The sequence below is a fragment of the Peterkaempfera griseoplana genome (genome assembly GCF_001418575.1).
In the GTDB taxonomy this organism is placed as follows: Bacteria; Actinomycetota; Actinomycetes; order Streptomycetales; family Streptomycetaceae; genus Peterkaempfera; species Peterkaempfera griseoplana.
The window spans coordinates 1-17928 of record NZ_LIQR01000041.1; the positions used below are offsets into that span (position 1 = coordinate 1).

Annotated in this window: 10 protein-coding genes; 3 read left to right on the plus strand and 7 right to left on the minus strand. The window is 72.9% G+C overall.

Annotated elements, in window-relative coordinates:
* The first annotated feature begins 170 nt into the window (after positions 1-170).
* Positions 171-857 (plus strand): response regulator transcription factor, encoded by a 687-nt coding sequence (locus AOK09_RS03065; protein WP_055585533.1) that lies wholly within the window; start codon positions 171-173, stop codon positions 855-857.
* Positions 858-1023: 166 nt separating this feature from the next.
* On the opposite strand, the gene glgB is transcribed toward AOK09_RS03065, so the two are convergent.
* From glgB to AOK09_RS03085, 4 genes are all read right to left on the minus strand, one after another.
* Positions 1024-3606 (minus strand): 1,4-alpha-glucan branching protein GlgB, encoded by a 2583-nt coding sequence (glgB, locus tag AOK09_RS03070; RefSeq protein WP_169796984.1) that lies wholly within the window; start codon positions 3604-3606, stop codon positions 1024-1026.
* 85 nt (positions 3607-3691) lie between these two features.
* The gene (locus AOK09_RS03075; RefSeq protein WP_055585534.1) at positions 3692-5263 is read right to left on the minus strand and encodes a maltokinase N-terminal cap-like domain-containing protein; all 1572 of its coding nucleotides are present in this window, start codon (positions 5261-5263) and stop codon (positions 3692-3694) included.
* 231 nt (positions 5264-5494) lie between these two features.
* Positions 5495-7198: a maltose alpha-D-glucosyltransferase gene (gene treS / locus AOK09_RS03080; protein ID WP_055585535.1), complete on the minus strand. Its 1704-nt coding sequence runs from the start codon at positions 7196-7198 to the stop codon at positions 5495-5497.
* Positions 7195-9204 carry an alpha-1,4-glucan--maltose-1-phosphate maltosyltransferase gene (locus AOK09_RS03085; RefSeq protein WP_055585536.1) on the minus strand — a complete coding sequence of 670 codons (2010 nt, stop codon included), beginning with the start codon at positions 9202-9204 and terminating at the stop codon, positions 7195-7197. The genes treS and AOK09_RS03085 overlap by 4 nt, the downstream gene beginning before the upstream one ends.
* On the opposite strand from AOK09_RS03085, the gene AOK09_RS39890 reads away from it, so the two are divergent.
* Together AOK09_RS39890 and glgP are read left to right on the plus strand one after the other, a co-directional pair.
* A complete protein-coding gene (locus AOK09_RS39890) occupies positions 9191-9793 on the plus strand; it encodes a hypothetical protein (RefSeq protein ID WP_055585537.1) in 603 nt (200 codons plus the stop codon). The two genes, AOK09_RS03085 and AOK09_RS39890, sit on opposite strands and share 14 nt — an antisense overlap.
* Before the next feature lie 604 nt (positions 9794-10397).
* Entirely contained in the window at positions 10398-13100 is a 2703-nt protein-coding gene (gene glgP, locus AOK09_RS03095; protein WP_055585538.1) for an alpha-glucan family phosphorylase, read from the plus strand.
* A 221-nt stretch (positions 13101-13321) separates the two neighbouring features.
* Here glgP and AOK09_RS03100 read toward each other — a convergent pair whose 3' ends face one another.
* The 3 genes from AOK09_RS03100 to AOK09_RS03110 form a co-directional block, all read right to left on the minus strand.
* On the minus strand, positions 13322-15391 hold the full coding sequence (locus AOK09_RS03100; RefSeq protein ID WP_217698371.1) for an ABC transporter ATP-binding protein: 2070 nt from the start codon (positions 15389-15391) through the stop codon (positions 13322-13324).
* A complete protein-coding gene (locus AOK09_RS03105; protein ID WP_055585539.1) occupies positions 15388-17271 on the minus strand; it encodes an ABC transporter ATP-binding protein in 1884 nt (627 codons plus the stop codon). Before AOK09_RS03105 ends, AOK09_RS03100 begins: the two co-directional genes overlap by 4 nt.
* Positions 17272-17404: 133 nt before the next feature.
* A partial coding sequence (locus tag AOK09_RS03110) for a hypothetical protein (RefSeq protein ID WP_217698372.1) occupies positions 17405-17928 on the minus strand: 524 nt, incomplete at its 5' end.

The following is a 17928-nucleotide window of genomic DNA, read 5'->3' on the forward strand; positions in this document are numbered from 1 at the left end:
CCCGTCCGGTCGGCAGCCCCGCCCGGTCGGCAGCCCCGCCCGTTCGCCAGCCTCGTCCGGGCTGGAGCCCGAACCCGGGCAGGGCCCCGAACCCTGCCGGGAGCCCGAGCCCGGCAGGAACCTCATCCCGGCCAGGGGCCCCGTCCCGCCACCCTCACTGCGGGGAGACCGTGACCGTTCTCGTCATCGACGACCACCGGCTCGTCGGCACCAGTCTGGTGCTGGCGCTGCGCGGACATGCGCTGGACGCCCGCGCCGCCACCGGCCGCAGCATCTCCGCGCTGCTGGACGAGGCGGCGGCGCTGCCGCCGGGCCTCGCCCTGCTCGACCTCGATCTGGGCCGCGGCGACGACGGCGGAGAGCTGGACGGGGTGGATCTGGTGGCGCCGCTCTGCGCCGCGGGCTGGACGGTGCTGGTGGTCACCGGCAGTACGGACCGTCGCCGGGTGGCCGCGGCGGTCTGCCGTGGCGCGGTGGGCTGGGTGGACAAGTCGGCGCCCTTCGAGACGCTGGTGCGCGCCGCGCTGGACGCGGCGGCCGGCTTTCCGGTGCTGGAGCCGGCCGAACGGGCCGAACTGGTCGCCCTGCACCGCCGTACCGTCGCCGCCCGGTCCGCCGGTGGCCGTCCCGGGGAGCGCGAGGGGGGCGGACTGCTGGACCGGCTGACCCCTCGTGAGCTGGCGGTGCTGCGGTCGCTCGCGGAGGGCAAACGGGCGCGGGCGATCGCCGAGGAGTCCTGGGTGGCGCTGTCCACGGTACGCAGCCAGATCCGTTCCATCCTCGCCAAGCTGGAGGTGAACTCGCAGCTCCAGGCCGCCGCGCTGGGCCGGGAGCTGCTGGCTCAGCGCGGCGAGTGAGCGGCCGGCGTGGTGCGCCGGGGCGACGCGGACGCACACCGCCCCGGGGCCGGCGGTCCTGGACGGGCCGACGGCGCCCGGGGCGGCGCGCACCTGCGGATCCGGGCCGTACGGGCCCTGCGGCCGCACGTCCCAGGTTCAGGTCACAGCTCTCGGGTCTCAGCTCTCAGGCGGGACGGAGCCAGAGGGTGGCCAGCGGCGGCAGCACCAGTTCGGCGCTGAGCTCATGGCCGTTGCGGCTGTCCGCTTCGGCCTTCACCGGGTCGGGATTGCCCACGCCGCTGCCGCCGTAGGCCGCCGCGTCGGTGTTGAGCACCTCCGTCCACAGGCCGTGCGAACCGGCGGGGGTCTGCGGCAGGCCCACCCGGTAACCGTGCCGCACCACCGGCGAGAAGTTGCTGACCACCACCAGAGGGTTGCCGGCCCGGTCGTAGCGGACGAAGGAGAAGACGTTGTCCTCGGCGGCTCCGCCGTCCAGCCAGGAGAACCCCTCGGGCTCGGTGTCCCGTTCCCAGAGCGCGGGGACGCCGCGGTAGACCCGGTTGAGGGAGCGCACCAGGTGCTGCACGCCCCGGTGGTCCTCGGCGGCGGGCCAGTCCTTCTCCAGCACCCACCACTGCGGCCCGGTGTCATGGTCGAACTCGGCGCCCTGGGCGAACTCCTGCCCCATGAACAGCAGCTGCTTGCCCGGGTGGGACCACATGAAGGCCAGATAGGCGCGCAGATTGGCACGCTGCTGCCACCAGTCGCCGGGCATCTTGGAGACCAGCGAGCCCTTGCCGTGCACCACCTCGTCGTGGGAGATGGGCAGGACGTAGTTCTCGGAGTAGGCGTACACCATCGAGAAGGTCATCTCGTTGTGGTGGTACCTGCGGTGCACCGGGTCCTTGGACATGTAGAGCAGCGAGTCGTGCATCCAGCCCATGTTCCACTTGAGGCCGAAGCCCAGCCCGCCGATGCCGGTCGGGCCGGTGGCGTGGGTGGGCCGGGTCACGCCGTCCCAGGCGGTGGACTCCTCGGCGATGGTCACCGCGCCCGGACAGCGCCGGTAGACGGTGGCGTTCATCTCCTGCAGGAAGGAGACGGCGTCCAGGTTCTCCCGTCCGCCGTACTGGTTGGGCGACCACTGGCCGTACTCGCGGGAGTAGTCCAGGTAGAGCATGGAGGCCACCGCGTCCACCCGCAGCCCGTCGACATGGAACTCCTGGCACCAGTAGACGGCGTTGGCGACCAGGAAGTTGCGCACCTCGGTGCGGCCGTAGTCGAACTCCAGGGTCCCCCAGTCCGGGTGCTCGGCCCGCTGGGGGTCGGCGGGCTCGTACAGGGGCTCGCCGTCGAAGCGGGCCAGCGCGAAGTCGTCCTTGGGGAAGTGCGCGGGCACCCAGTCGACGATCACCCCGATGCCGGCCCGGTGCAGGGCGTCGACCAGGAACCTGAAGTCGTCGGGGCCGCCCATCCGGGCGGTCGGCGCGAAGTAGTAGGAGACCTGGTAGCCCCAGGAGCCGCCGAAGGGGTGCTCCATCACGGGCAGGAACTCCACATGGGTGAAGCCCAGGTCGGTGATGTACTCCGGCAGCACCTCGGCCAGTTCGCGGTAGGAGAGCCCCGGCCGCCAGGACGGCAGATGGACCTCGTAGACCGACATCGGCTGCCGGTGGTGCTGCCCGGCCTCCCGCGCCGCCATCCACTCCGCGTCGCCCCACTCGTACTGCGAGCGGTGCACCACCGAGGCGGTGCCCGGCGGGCACTCGGCGGCGAGGGCCAGCGGGTCGCCCTTCTGGATCAGCCGTCCGTCACGGGTGCGGATCTCGTACTTGTAGCGGGTGCCCTCGGCCATCCCCGGGACGAAGAGCTCCCAGACGCCGGACGAGCCCAGCGAGCGCATCGGGTAGCAGCAGCCGTTCCAGCCGTTGAAGTCGCCGACCAGCCGCACCCCCTCGGCGTTGGGCGCCCACACCGCGAAGGAGACACCGGTGACCGTGCCCAGTCCCGTCTGGTAGCTGCGCACATGGGAGCCGAGCACCTCCCACAGCTGCTCGTGCCGGCCCTCGCGGATCAGATGGAGGTCCATCTCGCCGAGCGTCGGCAGAAAGCGGTAGCCGTCGTCCTGCAGGTACTCGGTGCCGGAGTAGGTGATCCGCAGCCTGTAGTCGGGCACCAGCGCCACCGGGAGCAGCCCGGTGAAGAGGCCGTCGCGCTGATGGGTCAGTTCGGCGCGGCCGATGGGGGTCTCCACCACCACCCGTTCGGCCATCGGACGCAGCACCCGCACCGCGACCCCGCCGGGGACCGGGTGCGCCCCCAGCAGCCCGTGCGGATCATGGTGGGATCCGGAGACCAGCCGGTCGATCTCGCCCGGGGCGAGCGGCGCCTCAGGCAGCCGGATGGGCTCCGACTCCCCGGCGTCGCCCTCCTTGCCGCCGAACCCGGCGGACTCCGCCGCGTCGCCCACCGGCTCCGCGGCGGCGGGCTGCTTCCCGGCGGGTGAGGTCGCAGCGGGTGACTCAGCGCTGGGTGACTTCGTGCCGGGTGACTTCGCGCTGGGTGGCTCCCCGGTGGACGACTCCGCGGTGGTGGCGCCCCCCGGGACGACGGTCAACGGGACGGCGGCCGGCGGGGCTGCGGTCGGCTCGGGCGCCGCGGGCGCCGCCCCGGTCGGCGCGGGCTCCGTCCCGGGGCGCGGTGCCACCACGGACGGCTGCTGCCGCTGGAGCTGCGATGTCGGGCGGGTCGGGTCGGACGCGGTCACGGCCGATGCCTCCTCGGGCTGGTCTGTTCGCAGGGACGGGTTGTCGTTGACGGGTGCCGGTGGCCCCGGGACCGGGCGGGGCCGGTCACATCGGGGCGGCGTCCGCGGCCAGGCGCCGGACGGCGGACATCGGGATGGGCAGCCAGTCGGGCCGGTGGCGGGCTTCGTAGACCACCTCGTAGACCGCCTTGTCGATCTCGAAGGCGCGCATCAGCACCGGGTCGGTACGGGGGTCGGCGCCGCCGCCGGCCGCATAGCCCGCGCAGTACGCGGCCCGGTTGCGGACCGCCCAGGCGGTCGCCAGCCGGGCGAGGTGGTCGCGGTCGGCGGACTGCCGGCCGCCGCCCCGCGGGTCGGGGACCGTGGCCGGCTGCTCGGCCAGCAGATGGGCGGCGGCGTAGTCGAAGGAGCGCAGCATCGCCGCCACATCGCGTACGGCGGGCTGCAGCCGGCGGCGTTCGGTCAGCGGCTTGGCCGGCTCGCCCTCGAAGTCCAGCAGCACCCAGCCGTCGGCGGTGCGCATGGACTGGCCGAGGTGCAGGTCGCCGTGGATGCGCTGGATGCGCAGTGGCCGGCCGCCCCGGGCCGGGTCGGCCAGTGCCCGGAAGGCGTCCTGCAGCGCGGGCCGGTAGGGGAGCAGGTCGGGCACCGCGACGGTGGCCGCGTCCAGCCGGCGGGCCATGGCGGCGGCCAGCTGGTCGACCTGTGCCCGGTCGAGGACGCCCACCGGCAGGGTGCGGGCGAGCGCCAGGTGCACCTCTGCCGTGGCACGCCCCAGCAGGAACGACTCTGCGGAGAAGTTGCCGCTGATGTGGTCGGCGGGCCGGCCGTCGCGGCCGGTGGACCACTCGGGCTCGCTGCACAGCCGGTGCACATGCTCCAGGGCCAGTTCCCAGCCGTCCGCCGCTCCGGCCAGGAACTGCTGCAGCAGCCCCAGGGTCGCGGGGTCGGACTCCCCGCTGCCCGCCAGCCGGGTCTCGAACCAGGCGGCGGGACGGGGGATCCGGGTGGACCCGGCCCGGGCGAGCGCCAGGGACAGTTCGAGATCGGGGTTGATCCCCGGGCTCACCCGGCGGAAGAGCTTGAGGATCAGGGCGTTGCCGTACACCAGGGAGGTGTTGCTCTGCTCCGCGGTCACCGCCCGGCCGACCAGTCCGGCCGGGATCTGCGCCCCCGGCAGTCGGCGGAAGGCCAGCGGGCCCACGTCGCCGGGCTCGGCGAACCGGGTGAGCAGCCAGCGGGTGAGGTCGGTGTCATGGGCGCCGTCGTAGACGACGGTGCCGTCGTAGGGGCCGCCGGAGAGCCTTCCGATCACCGCCCCGCCGAGCCTGCCGGGCTGCTCGGCCCTGGCGGCCAGCAGCAGTTGGTAGACGTCCGCGGTGGACTGGTCGTCGCCGCCGGTGCGCTGCTCGACCCGCAGCAGCAGATGGATCAGGGCGGGGTCGCCGTCCAGCAGCGGGGTCGCGGCCAGCGGTGTGATGCCGGTGACCGGCCGCCCCTTCCCGGCGAACCAGCGCTGGCCGGGCAGCCAGGACTGCAGCAGCGGCAGTGCCGCGCTGACCAGGGCGTCGGTTCCGGCAGGGGTACCGGAGCGGGCCGCGGTGCCGCTGCGCGGCCCGCTGTTGACGGTGGCTCGAGACCGGGAGGTGTCCGACATGACTCCCTTTCCCCGGATGACACGGTTTGCCCGGCTCGGGTGGGTTAGCCGGATTTGCCAGTCTTCCGGATTTCGGCGGCGCGGCGGCTCCGGCACGCGGTCGGGAGACCGCATGTCACGCCATGGGATGCGTGGGTTCTCGGGTGTCTCCGTACGGTGGTGCGGTCGTCCTGCCCGGGTCGGCCGGCCGGGCCGCCCCGGGCAGGAACGCTGACTGCGGGGTTCCCCGGGTCAGAGTGCGTCGGGCCGGCGCAGTCGGAACCAGTAGAACCCGTGGCCTGCCAGGGTGAGCAGATACGGCAGCTCCCCGATGGCCGGGAAGCGCACCCCGCCGATCAGCTCCACCGGGTGCCGGCCCGTGTACTCGCGAAGGTCGAGTTCGGTCGGCTGCGCGAACCGGGAGAAGTTGTTCACGCACATGACCAGGTCGTCGCCCTGCTCGCGCACGAAGGCCAGCACCGCCGGGTTGCTGGACGGCAGTTCGGCGTAGCTGCCCAGCCCGAAGGCCGGGTTGAGTTTGCGGATCTCGATCATCCGGCGGGTCCAGTGGAGCAGCGAGCTGGTGTTGCTCATCTGCGCCTCGACGTTGGTCACCTGGAAGCCGTAGACCGGGTCCATGATGGTCGGCAGATTGAGCCTGCCCGGGTCGCAGGAGGAGAAACCGGCATTGCGGTCGGGCGTCCACTGCATCGGGGTGCGCACACCGTCACGGTCGCCCAGCCAGATGTTGTCGCCCATGCCGATCTCGTCCCCGTAGTAGAGGACGGGCGAGCCCGGCAGCGACAGCAGCAGCGCGGTGAAGAGCTCGATCTGGTTGCGGTCGTTGTCCAGCAGCGGGGCCAGCCGGCGGCGGATCCCCACGTTGGCGCGCATCCGCGGGTCCTTGGCGTACTCCGCGTACATGTAGTCGCGCTCCTCGTCGGTGACCATCTCCAACGTGAGCTCGTCATGGTTGCGCAGGAAGATGCCCCACTGGCAGCCCGACGGGATCTTGGGCGTCTTGGCCAGGATCTCCGACACCGGGTAGCGGGACTCACGGCGCACCGCCATGAAGATCCGCGGCATCACCGGGAAGTGGAACGCCATGTGGCACTCGTCGCCGCCGCCCTCGAAGTCGCCGAAGTAGTCGACGACGTCCTCCGGCCACTGGTTGGCCTCGGCCAGCAGCACCGTGTCCGGGTAGGCGGCGTCGATCTCGGCCCGCACCCGCTTGAGGAAGTCGTGGGTCTCCGGGAGGTTCTCGCAGTTGGTGTTCTCGCGGGCGTAGAGATAGGGGACGGCGTCCAGCCGGAAGCCGTCGATCCCCAGGTCCAGCCAGAACTTCAGCGCCGCGATCATCTCCTCCTGCACGGCCGGGGAGTCGAAGTTGAGGTCCGGCTGGTGGGAGAAGAAGCGGTGCCAGAAGTACTGCTTGCGCACCGGGTCGTAGGTCCAGTTGGACGTCTCGGTGTCGACGAAGATGATCCGCGCGTCCGGATACTGCTTGTCGTCGTCGGCCCACATGTAGTAGTCCCCGTACGGCCCGTCGGGGTTCTTGCGGGACTCCTGGAACCACGGGTGCTGGTCGCTGGTGTGGTTCATGACGAAGTCGATGATCACCCGCATACCGCGCTGGTGGGCGGCGTCCACGAACTCCACGAAGTCGGCCAGGTCGCCGAACTCCGGGAGCACCGCGGTGTAGTCCGACACGTCGTAGCCGCCGTCGCGCAGCGGCGAGGCGAAGAAGGGCGGCAGCCAGAGGCAGTCCACCCCCAGCCACTGGAGGTAGTCCAGTTTCGCGGTGAGCCCCTTGAGATCGCCGACACCGTCTCCGTTGCTGTCCTGGAAGGAGCGGACGAGGACCTCGTAGAAGACCGCCCGCTTGAACCACTCCGGGTCGCGGTCCTTCTGCGGGGTGTCCTCGAATGTGTCGGGAACTGGCTCGTTGACGATCACTCTGCGGTCCTCCGAACCGTGAGGATGTGCGCCGGCTGCTGGGACGGGTCGAGCCGGACGTAGTTGTGCTGACCCCAGCGGTAAGTGGCACCGGTGAGCTCGTCGCGCACCGTCAGGTGGTCGTGCCACTCCAGCCCGAGAGCGGGCAGGTCGAGGGAGACGGTCGCCTCCTGGGCCTGGTGGGGGTCGAGATTGACCACCACCAGCACGGCGTCGTCATGGGGGGCGGCGGACCCGGTACCGACCCCGGGTCCGGTGCTGCGCTTGGAGTAGACCAGCAGCGCATCGTTGTCCGCGTGGTGGAAGCGGATGTTGCGCAGCTCGCGCAGCGCCGAGTGGCGCCGCCGGAGCCGGTTGAGCGTGGTGATCAGCGGGGCGAGGGTGTGACCGGACGCCTCCGCGGCGGCCCAGTCGCGCGGGCGCAGCTGGTACTTCTCCGAGTCCAGGTACTCCTCCGACCCGGGGCGCACCGCGGTGCCCTCGTAGAGCTCGTACCCGGCGTAGACACCCCAGGTGGGCACCAGGGTCGCCGCCAGTACGGCCCGCAGCGCGAAGGCGGGCGGCCCGCCGTGCTGCAGCACGGCGTGCAGGATGTCGGGGGTGTTCACAAAGAAGTTGGGCCGCATGTAGGAGGCGGCCTCGCCGCTGAGCTCCGTGAGGTACTCGGTCAGCTCCTGCTTGCCGTTGCGCCAGGTGAAGTAGGTGTACGACTGGTGGAAGCCGATCTTCCCCAGGGTGTGCATCATCGCCGGCCGGGTGAAGGCCTCGGCCAGGAACAGCACATCGGGGTCGGTCCGGGCGATCTCGCCGAGCACCCGCTCCCAGAACACCACCGGCTTGGTGTGCGGGTTGTCCACCCGGAAGATCCGCACCCCGTGGTCCATCCAGAAGCGCAGCACCCGCAGCGTCTCCCGGACCATGCCCTCGAAGTCCTGGTCGAAGTTGATCGGGTAGATGTCCTGGTACTTCTTGGGAGGGTTCTCGGCGTAGGCGATGGAGCCGTCGGCGCGGTGCTGGAACCACTCCGGGTGCTTGTTGACCCACGGGTGGTCGGGGGAGCACTGCAGGGCGAAGTCCAGTGCCACCTCCAGGTCCAGCTCCCGGGCGCGGGCCACGAAGGCGTCGAAGTCCTCGATGGTGCCCAGGTCCGGATGGACCGCGTCATGGCCGCCCTCCGGGGACCCGATGGCCCACGGCGAGCCGACGTCGTGCGGCCCGGCGGTGAGGGTGTTGTTGGGGCCCTTGCGGAACGCCCTGCCGATCGGGTGGATCGGCGGCAGGTACACCACGTCGAAGCCCATCCCGGCCACTGCGGGCAGCCGCTCCGCCGCGGTCCGCAGGGTGCCGCTGCGCGGCGGCTGCAGCCCGTCGGGGTCGACCACCGCGCCCTCGGAGCGCGGGAAGAACTCGTACCAGGAGCCGAACAGCGCCCGGGGCCGGTCCACCTGCAGCGGCAGCGGCTCCGAGGTGCTGACCAGCTCGCGCAGCGGATGCCTCGTCAGCACCGCGGTCACCTCGGCGGAGACGGCGGACGCCAGCCGGGTCATCGGCGGCAGACCGGAGTCGCGCAGGGTGCGCGCCGCGGCCTCCACCACCTCCCGGCCCTCGTCCTGCGGCACACCGGCGGCGGCGCGCTCCAGCAACCGGGCGCCCTCCTCCAGGACCAGGGCGGTGTCCAGCTCGGCGGGGATCTTGATCCTGGCGTGGTGACGCCAGGTCTCCACCGGGTCGCTCCAGGCCTCCACGGTGTACGTCCACCGCCCGGGGCCGGTCGGGGTGACGTCCGCCCCCCAGCGGTCGGTGCCCGGGGCGAGCTCGCGCATCGGGGTCCACGGTCCGGTGCGGCCCTCGGGGTCGCGCAGCACCGCGTTGGCGCCGACCGCGTCGTGGCCCTCCCGGAAGACCGTCGCGGTGACCTGGAAGGTCTCCCCGACCACGGCCTTGGCCGGCCGCCGGCCGCAGTCGACCAGCGGGTGGACGTCCAGGACCGGGATGCGGCCGATCATCGTCTCGCTCTCCGCCGCCGCGGCCGGGGCCGGTGCGGCCCCCGTGGCCACGGCCTTTTTGGCCGTCTTCTTGGCGGCCGTCTTCTTCGCCGTCGTCTTCTTAGCCGTCACCTTCGGCTCCGCCGTCCGCTTCCCGGCCGGCGCCTCCCCGACCTGCTCCCCGGCCTTCCTGACGGTCTTCTTCGCGACCTTGGCCGCGGACTTCTTCGCGGGCTTCTCCACCGTCTTCGCAGGACCCGCCTCCGCAGGACCCGCCTCCGCAGGACCCGCCCCCCGGGCGGCCGCCGCTCGGCCCCCCACCGGGTCGGCCGGGACGGCGTCCTGGGCCGAGGCCTGCTGGGCCGGCACCGGGGCGGGTGCGTCGGCCGCCAGGGCGGCTCGGATCGGCTGGGTCTGCGGTGCCCGTCCGGGGGCCGCCGGGCCGGGGGTACCCGAGGCCGGTGTCGGAGTGGACGGTGTCCGCTTCTCGTCGTGCATGGCGAAGCTCCTGCCCGCGATCGGCGGCAGCTCCCCGGCAGGCGGCGTCCACCGTCCGGACTGGCACGTCCGGAACTGGGCGGCGAGCCCGGGGGAGTACCGGGAGGACTGATGTCGGGACGTCGGACCGGATCCAGTTGCGGTCCCGGAGAGCCTTCCCCCGCCTTCCCGTCCGGCAACCTGATCCGTTGCCGGTCCCCGTCGGCGCGCTCGGGAGGGGGTCCGGGCACACCGCCGCATGCGCTCCGGTCGGGAGCGTCCCGACGGCCGTTCCGGAGGGTGGTCCGGACGGGCAGTCGCACCCGACACCACAACGAGCACGCACAGGATGAGGACACGCAGACATCAGCCACCGGTGATCATGTCGACGCGGAAGCAGATACAGGCGAGGAAATGAGGGGAACTCCGGGCACGGGCCCCCACGGGTACGGCAACCGGCCGTACCTGGCGTGAGGAGCTCCCGCCCCTCACGCATACTCGCACCGCGATACGCCGTCACGCAGCAGTTTGGTCCTGTCTGCGGCGTGTCTCGACGGAGTGGTTCAGCTCCCCGGGGGACTCCGCGCGCCGGGCGTGTGACCCGCCCGCCGCGTGCGCCCCGTGCGCCTCCCCATGACATGTCGTGCGCCCGCTGTGATCTCTTCGCTGGGCCGAACGGCCCTCGCGGAACGAGTTGACCCCGCGGCTGCCGCCACCCCGCGGCTAGGCTTCCCAGGGTGAAGGCAATCCGCAGATTCACAGTCCGCACCGTCCTGCCCGAGCAACTCCAGCCACTGCATGAGCTCGCTCTCAACCTGCGGTGGTCATGGCACCCGGAGACCCGGGAGCTCTTCCGCTCCGTCGACCCCGAGGTCTGGGAATCCACCGGGGAGGACCCGGTCCGCCTCCTCGGAGAGGTCCCCGCGGCCAGGCTTGCGGCCCTCGCAGCCGACCGGCGTTTCCTGCGCCGCCTCCACGACGCGGCGGACGAACTCCAGGACTACCTCACCGGTCCCCGCTGGTACCAGGACGCACCGTCAGGCGACGACGGCGAACCGCTGCCCGCCGGCATCGCCTACTTCTCCCCCGAGTACGGCATCGCCGCCGCTCTGCCGCAGTACTCCGGCGGCCTCGGGATCCTGGCCGGCGACCACCTCAAGGCCGCCAGCGACCTGGGCGTCCCGGTGATCGGCGTCGGCCTCTTCTACCGGCACGGCTACTTCCGCCAGTCGCTCTCCCGGGACGGCTGGCAGCAGGAGCGCTATCCCCTCCTCGACCCCAACGAGCTCGCCGTCAGTCTGCTCCGCGAGCCCGACGGCAGCCCCTGCCGCGTGGTGCTCGCCCTCCCGGGAGACCGCCGGCTGCACGCCCACATCTGGAAGGCCCAGGTGGGGCGGGTACCGCTGCTGCTCCTCGACTCCGACATCGAGGAGAACTCCGCCGCCGAGCGGGACGTCACCGACCGGCTCTACGGCGGTGGCAGCGAGCACCGGCTGCTGCAGGAGATGCTGCTCGGCATCGGCGGCGTCCGCGCCGTCCGCACCTTCTGCCGGCTCACCGGCCATCCGGAACCCGAGGTCTTCCACACCAACGAGGGCCATGCGGGCTTCCTCGGCGTGGAGCGGATCAGGGAGCTGACGGGCGAGCCCGGGCTGGACTTCGCCGCCGCACTGGAGGCCGTCCGGGCCGGGACCGTCTTCACCACCCACACCCCCGTCCCCGCCGGTATCGACCGCTTTGACCGCGATCTGGTCGCCCGCCACTTCAGCGGCGACGCGGCACTGCCCGGCGTCCCCACCGAGCAGGTGCTGACCCTCGGCGCGGAGACCTGGGAGGGCGGTGACCCCAGGCTCTTCAACATGGCGGCCATGGGCCTGCGCCTCGCCCAGCGCGCCAACGGCGTCTCCACCCTGCACGGCGAGGTCAGCCGGGAGATGTTCAACGGCCTCTGGCCGGGATTCGACGCCGCGGAGGTGCCCATCACCTCCATCACCAACGGTGTGCACGCCCCCACCTGGATCGATCCCGCGGTGGTCCGGCTGGGCGCCCGGGAGATCGGCGCCGAGCACGCCGAGGACGCCATGATGGTCGGCGAGGCCCGGCACTGGCACGGCATCGAGTCCATCGCCGACGCCGACATCTGGGAGCTGCGCAGGCAGCTGCGCGCCCAGCTGGTGGACGAGGCCAGGCGCCGGCTGCGGGCCTCCTGGCGGCAGCGCGGCGCCGGAGACGCGGAGCTGGGCTGGACCGACTCGGCGCTCGACCCCGATGTGCTCACCATCGGCTTCGCCCGCCGGGTGCCCTCCTACAAGCGGCTCACCCTGATGCTGCGGGACCCCGAACGGCTGCGCCGTCTGCTGCTCCACCCGGAGCGGCCGGTGCAGATCGTCATCGCCGGCAAGGCGCACCCCGCCGACGACGGGGGCAAGCGGCTGATCCAGGAGATGGTCCGTTTCGCCGACGACCCGTCGGTGCGCCACCGCATCGTCTTCCTGCCGGACTACGACATGGCCATGGCCCAGCATCTCTACCCCGGGTGCGACGTCTGGCTGAACAACCCGCTTCGCCCGCTGGAGGCCTGCGGCACCTCGGGGATGAAGGCGGCCCTCAACGGCTGCCTCAACCTCTCGGTGCTGGACGGCTGGTGGGACGAGTGGTTCGACGGCTCCAACGGCTGGGCGATCCCCACCGCCGAGGGGACCGGGCTCGGCGGCGGGGTGCACGGCGCCGGGATGACCGGCGGCCAGGGCATCGACGCCGACCGGCGCGACGACCTGGAGGCCGCGGCGCTGTACGACCTGATCGAGCACCAGGTCGCGGCGCGGTTCTACGACCGGGGCGCCGGGGCGCTGCCGCACCGCTGGATCGAGATGGTCCGCCACACCCTGGTCCATCTCGGTCCCAAGGTGCTCGCCGGCCGGATGGTCCGCGAGTACGTCGCACGGCTCTACGCCCCGGCCGCCGCCGCGCAGCGCCGGCTGTCCGGGCCGGTCGCGAACGGCGCCCCGTACGGGGGCGCCCGGGAGCTGGCCGAGTGGAAGGGCCGGGTGCGGTCCTCCTGGTCCTCGGTGCGGGTGGAGCACGTGGAGGCCGGAGGACCGGCCGACGCACCCGAACTGGGTTCCACCCTGGCCCTGCGGGTGCAGGTGGCGCTCGGCATCCTGGAACCGTCCGATGTGGACGTCCAGGTGGTGGCGGGCCGGGTGGACGAGAGCGACCGGATCACGGATGCGGCGCTGGTCTCCCTGAAGCCCTCGGGCCGTCCCGACATCAACGGGCACTGGCTCTACGAGGGGCCACTGGAGCTCGGCCGCACCGGGCCCTTCGGCTACACCGTCCGGGTGCTTCCGGCGCATCCGCTGCTGGCCTCCTCCGCGGAGCTGGGCTTGGTCGCGGTGCCGCCGGAGTCCGCAGGGATGGACGCGGGCCTGCTGCGCTGAGTCCGGCCCGTGCCCCCGTGCGCGGGGGCACGGGCAGGGCCTGGCCTGCGGGTCGGAAGTCCCGGCTCCGGCAAGAGACCCGGGGCACCGCAACACCGGAACACCGAGGGGCGCGGGGACCGGGCGTCGGCCCGCCACAAGCGTGGCGGGCCGCATCGCCTGGTCCCCGCGCCCCTGTCTGCCCGCGCCGGTGGCCGTACCGGCGCGGGCCGGCGTGCAGGTCAGACGAGGCTCTCCCGCCAGGCCTGGTGCAGGTCCGCGAAACGGCCGGTGCCGCCGATCAGCTGGGCGGGCGTCCCGTCCTCGACGACCCGGCCCTGCTCCATCACCAGGACCCGGTCGGCGATCTCCACGGTGGAGAGCCGGTGGGCGATGATCACCGCGGTGCGTCCGGCCAGCACCGTCCGCATCGCCTCCTGCACCGCACGCTCACCGGGGATGTCCAGCGAGGAGGTGGCCTCGTCCAGGATCAGCACCGCCGGGTCCGCCAGCAGGGCGCGGGCGAAGGCGACCAGCTGCCGCTGGCCCGCCGAGATCCGGCCGCCGCGCTTGCGCACATCGGTGTCGAACCCCTCCGGCAGCGCCTCGATGAAGCCGTCGGCGCCGATGGCGCGGGCGGCCTCCTCCACCTGCTCGCGGGTCGCCCCGGGCCGGCCGACCGCGATGTTGTCGGCCACGGTGCCGGAGAAGAGGAACGACTCCTGGGTCACCATCACCACGCCGCGTCGCAGATCCGCAGTGGCCAGGTCGCGCAGGTCGACGCCGTCCAGGGTGATGCGGCCGGCGGTGGGGTCGTGGAACCGGGCCAGCAGCTTGGCCAGGGTGGACTTGCCCGCCCCGGTGGCGCCCACCACCGCCACGGTCTGCCCGGCGGGCAGCACCAGGTCGAAGCGGGGGAGCACCTCCCGGCCGGTGCGATAGGCGAAGCCGACCTCCTCGAAGACGATCCTCCGGCCCTTCATCGAGGCGTCGGGGCGCTCCGGCAGCGGCACCGGCGCGACCGGCTCGGCGACCGTGGGCTCATGGGCCAGCAGCCCGGCGATCTTCTCCAGGGCGGCGGAGGCCGACTGGTAGCTGTTGAGGAACATCGCCAGATGGTCGATGGGGTCGAAGAGCCGCCGCAGATAGAGCACAAAGGCGGCCAGTACGCCCAGCTCCAGCCCGCCGCCGGTCACCAGGTAGGCGCCCCACAGCACCACGCCGGTGACCCAGACGTTGGCGGTGGCGCGGGAGGAGGCGACAAAGCGGGCCATCTCCAGCAGGCCGTTGGCGTTGGCCGTGGCGTACTCGGCATTGACCGTGCCGAAGGCCTCCTCGTTGGCCCTCTCGCGGCGGAACGCCTGCACCGGGCGGATGCCGTTCATGGTCTCGGTGAAGCGGACGATCACCGAGGCGACCGCGGTGCGCGAACGCCGGTAGACCTTGGCCGACCGGCGCCGGAACGAGCGGGCGAGCAGGTACATGGGCGCGAAGGAGGCCAGGGAGACCAGGCCGAGCCGCCAGTCCATCACCAGCAGCAGCACCGCGATGTAGGTCATGGAGAGCGCCACCGAGAGCAGCTCCTGGAGCCCCTCGTTCAGCAGCTCCCGCAGGGCGTCCACATCGCTGGTGGCCCGGGAGATGATCCGGCCCGAGGTGTAGCGCTCATGGAAGTCCAGGCTGAGCCGCTGGGCGTGGCGGAAGATCCGGCCGCGCAGCTCCAGCAGGATGTCCTGGTTGATCAGGCCGGTCAGCCGGATGAAGGAGCGCTGCAGCAGGGTGGAGAGCAGGGCGCAGCCCAGATAGCCGGCGGTGACGGCGATCAGCGGCCCGGAGTCGTGGTGCCGCAGCGCGGGGATGGCCCGGTCGATGGCCAGGGCCACCAGCAGCGGCCCGGCCTGGATGGCGGCCTGCTGAAAGAGGATCAGCAGCATGGCCGCCACGATCCGGCGGCGGTGCGGACGGGTCAGGGAGCGCAGCAGGGCGCTGGGGGCACCCGGCGGGACGGGGATGTCCTCGTCGTCCTGGTGCGGATCCCCCGGCCCGGAAGAGGCGGCCCCGGCGTCGGGCCCCTCGGCGAAAGGGGTTCCGGCGCCGGCTGGCTGTGAGTCAGGCACCCCTGCGTCCGTGGGCCGCGCCGCCGTGGGCTGCGTGTCGGGGGGCTGCGTGGCTGTGCCTTGCGCGTCCGTGGCCTGCGTGTCGGTGGCCTGCGTGTCCGTGGGCTGGGTTTCCGTGGCCCGGGCATCCGGAGCCGGTGCGGCGGAGGCCTCCGGCCGCGGGCCGTCCGTCTCCGTACCGGTGGCGGAGGTCATCGGGTGGTGCTCCCTTCGCGGACGAGCCCGGCGACCTCGCCGGACATCAGCTCGCGGTAGGCGGGACAGGAATCAAGCAGCTCCTGGTGGGTGCCGGTCGCGGCGATCCGCCCGTCGGCCAGCAGCGCCACCCGGTCGGCCAGCAGCACGGTGCTCGGCCGGTGTGCCACCACCAGGGCGGTGGTCCCCGCGAGGACCTGCCGCAGTGCGCTCTCCACCAGGGCCTCGGTGTGCACGTCCAGTGCGGACAGCGGGTCGTCCAGCACCAGGAAGGGCGGGCTGCCGACGACCGCGCGGGCCAGCGCCAGCCGCTGGCGCTGGCCGCCGGAGAGACTGAGCCCCTGTTCGCCCACCTGGGTGTCGAGGCCGTCGGGCAGCTGCCGGGTGAAGCCGGCCTGGGCGGTGTCCAGTGCCCGGTCCAGCGCCTGCCGGTCCGCGTCGGGCGCGCCCATCAGGACGTTCTCCCGCACGGAGGCGGAGAAGAGGGTCGGTTCCTCGAAGGCGACCGCGACCAGCTCGCGCAGCCGGGACCGGGAGAGGTCGCGGATGTCCGTGCCGTCCAGGGTGACCGTGCCCGCCGTGGCGTCGTAGAGCCGGGGGAGGAGCGCGGTGAGCGTGGTCTTGCCGCTGCCGGTGGCGCCCACCAGCGCCATGGTCTCGCCGGGCCGGATGTGCAGGTCGATGCCGCGCAGCAGGTCGGGGGAGTCCGCCGGGGCGTCGGGGTAGCGGAACCGGACCCCGCTGAAGCGGATGCCGCCCTCGGAGGACCCGGCGGCCGGGGCGTCCGGCCGTGGGGCGACCGGCCGGCCGGCCTCCGCCTCCGCCTCCGCCTCCGCCTCCGCCTCCGCCTCCGCCTCCGGAGTGTCCATCACCTCGAAGAACCGGTCGGAGGCGGTCGCCGCCTCGTTGCTGTAGGCCAGCAGCCAGCCGAGCGACTCCACCGGCCAGCGCAGCGCCAGGGCGGTGGAGAGGAACGCGACCAGGGTGCCCGCGGTGAGCCTGCCGTCGGCGACCTGGACGCACCCCAGGCAGAGCGCGGCACCCAGCGCCAGCTCCGGCAGGCCGACGATCACCGCCCAGAGGTCGGCCAGCAGCCGTGCCTTGCGCAGCTCCGTGGAGCGCAGCTCCCGCGCCTGGTCGCGGAACCGCCGCGCCATGGTGCGGTGGCGGCCGAAGGCCTTGAGGATGCGGATGCCGAGCACCGACTCCTCGATCACCGTGGCCAGGTCGCCGACCTGGTCCTGCGCCCGGCGGGCGGCGGCGCTGTAGCGGGCCTCGAAGGCGGAGCAGAGCAGGATCAGCGGTACCGCGGGGAGCACCAGGACCAGCCCAAGCCGCCAGTCCAGCGAGAACATGATCGCCACACCGGTGAGGAAGGTGGCGGTGTTCACGATCAGGAAGACCAGTGGGAAGGCCAGGAAGAGCCGCAGGGTGAAGAGGTCAGAGGTGGCCCGGGAGAGCAGCTGCCCGGACGCCCAGCGGTCGTGGAAGGAGACCGGCAGCCGCTGCAGCTTGGCGTAGAGGTCGCCGCGCAGGGTGCGCTCCACCCCGGCGAGCGGACGGGCGATCAGCACCCGGCGCACGCCGAAGAGCCCGGCCTCCGCCACGCCCAGCACCAGCAGCAGCCCGGCGAGCGGCCAGAGCGCGCCCGGGTCGCGGTGGGCGACCGGCCCGTCCACGATCCGCCGCAGCACCAGCGGCACCAGCAGGCCCGCGCAGGAGGCGACCAGCGCGGCCGCGGTGGAGCCCGCCAGGAACCAGCGCACCGGGCGGACGTAAGGCCACAGGCGCAGCAGTGAGCGGACCGCGGAGCGCTTGGGCGCGGACGGCGGGGTGGTGACGGCGGCGGACGGTGCGGTGAGGGTGGCGTTCTCGGACATCGTTCGCGAGCGTACGGCTCACCACTGACAACCTCATCAGGTTTTCCGGGTGCCCGCCGCGGCGGGCACCCGGAAAAGCCCCGGGAACAACGACATACCGGGACGGCTCCGCCATCCCGGTCCCTGGGGGGAGTTACCTCTCCGGTGTCAGTTCCACCAGCCGGCGCCCGGTGTCCGACACGATGTCGATGCTGCTGATGTCCTCCGGCCGTGCCGAGGTGGCGGCGGGTACGGTCGCGGTGCGCGCCTGCCCCGAGCTCCAGGTGCCCCCCGACTCGGTCCGGCCGTCCCGGGTGTGCACCACCATCGAGCAGCGGATGCCCTGCGGCAGTCCGTCGGCCTTCAGCTCCACCTCGGTGCCCCAGGCCTTGCGCACCAGCCCCGCGGTGGCCGCCACACGGGTGGTGGGGTCGGACGCGGCCAGGGTCGCGGCCACCGGCTGGGCGGCCGGTCCGCCGTCCTGGGCCGTTCCTAGGTGGACCGCGACCGCGGTGGCGCAGGCGGCCACCGCCATCGAGGCCGCGGTGAGCAGCCGTCCGGTCCTGCCTGTCCGGCGGTGCGAGACCGGTGGCGGTACCGCGTGCTGGGGCGGCAGTTCGGCCCGCGGCGGCGAGGCCCCGTGACCGGCCGGGCGGGGGGACCCCGGGCCCGGGGTCC

Bases quoted from the DNA above. Each gene is read 5' to 3' on its own strand.
- AOK09_RS03075 (WP_055585534.1), bottom strand. From the start codon at position 5,263: ATGTCGGACACCTCCCGGTCTCGAGCCACCGTCAACAGCGGGCCGCGC.
- AOK09_RS39890 (WP_055585537.1), top strand. From the start codon at position 9,191: ATGCGGCCGATCATCGTCTCGCTCTCCGCCGCCGCGGCCGGGGCCGGT.
- AOK09_RS03085 (WP_055585536.1), bottom strand. From the start codon at position 9,204: ATGATCGGCCGCATCCCGGTCCTGGACGTCCACCCGCTGGTCGACTGC.
- AOK09_RS03100 (WP_217698371.1), bottom strand. From the start codon at position 15,391: ATGACCTCCGCCACCGGTACGGAGACGGACGGCCCGCGGCCGGAGGCC.
- AOK09_RS03105 (WP_055585539.1), bottom strand. From the start codon at position 17,271: ATGTCCGAGAACGCCACCCTCACCGCACCGTCCGCCGCCGTCACCACC.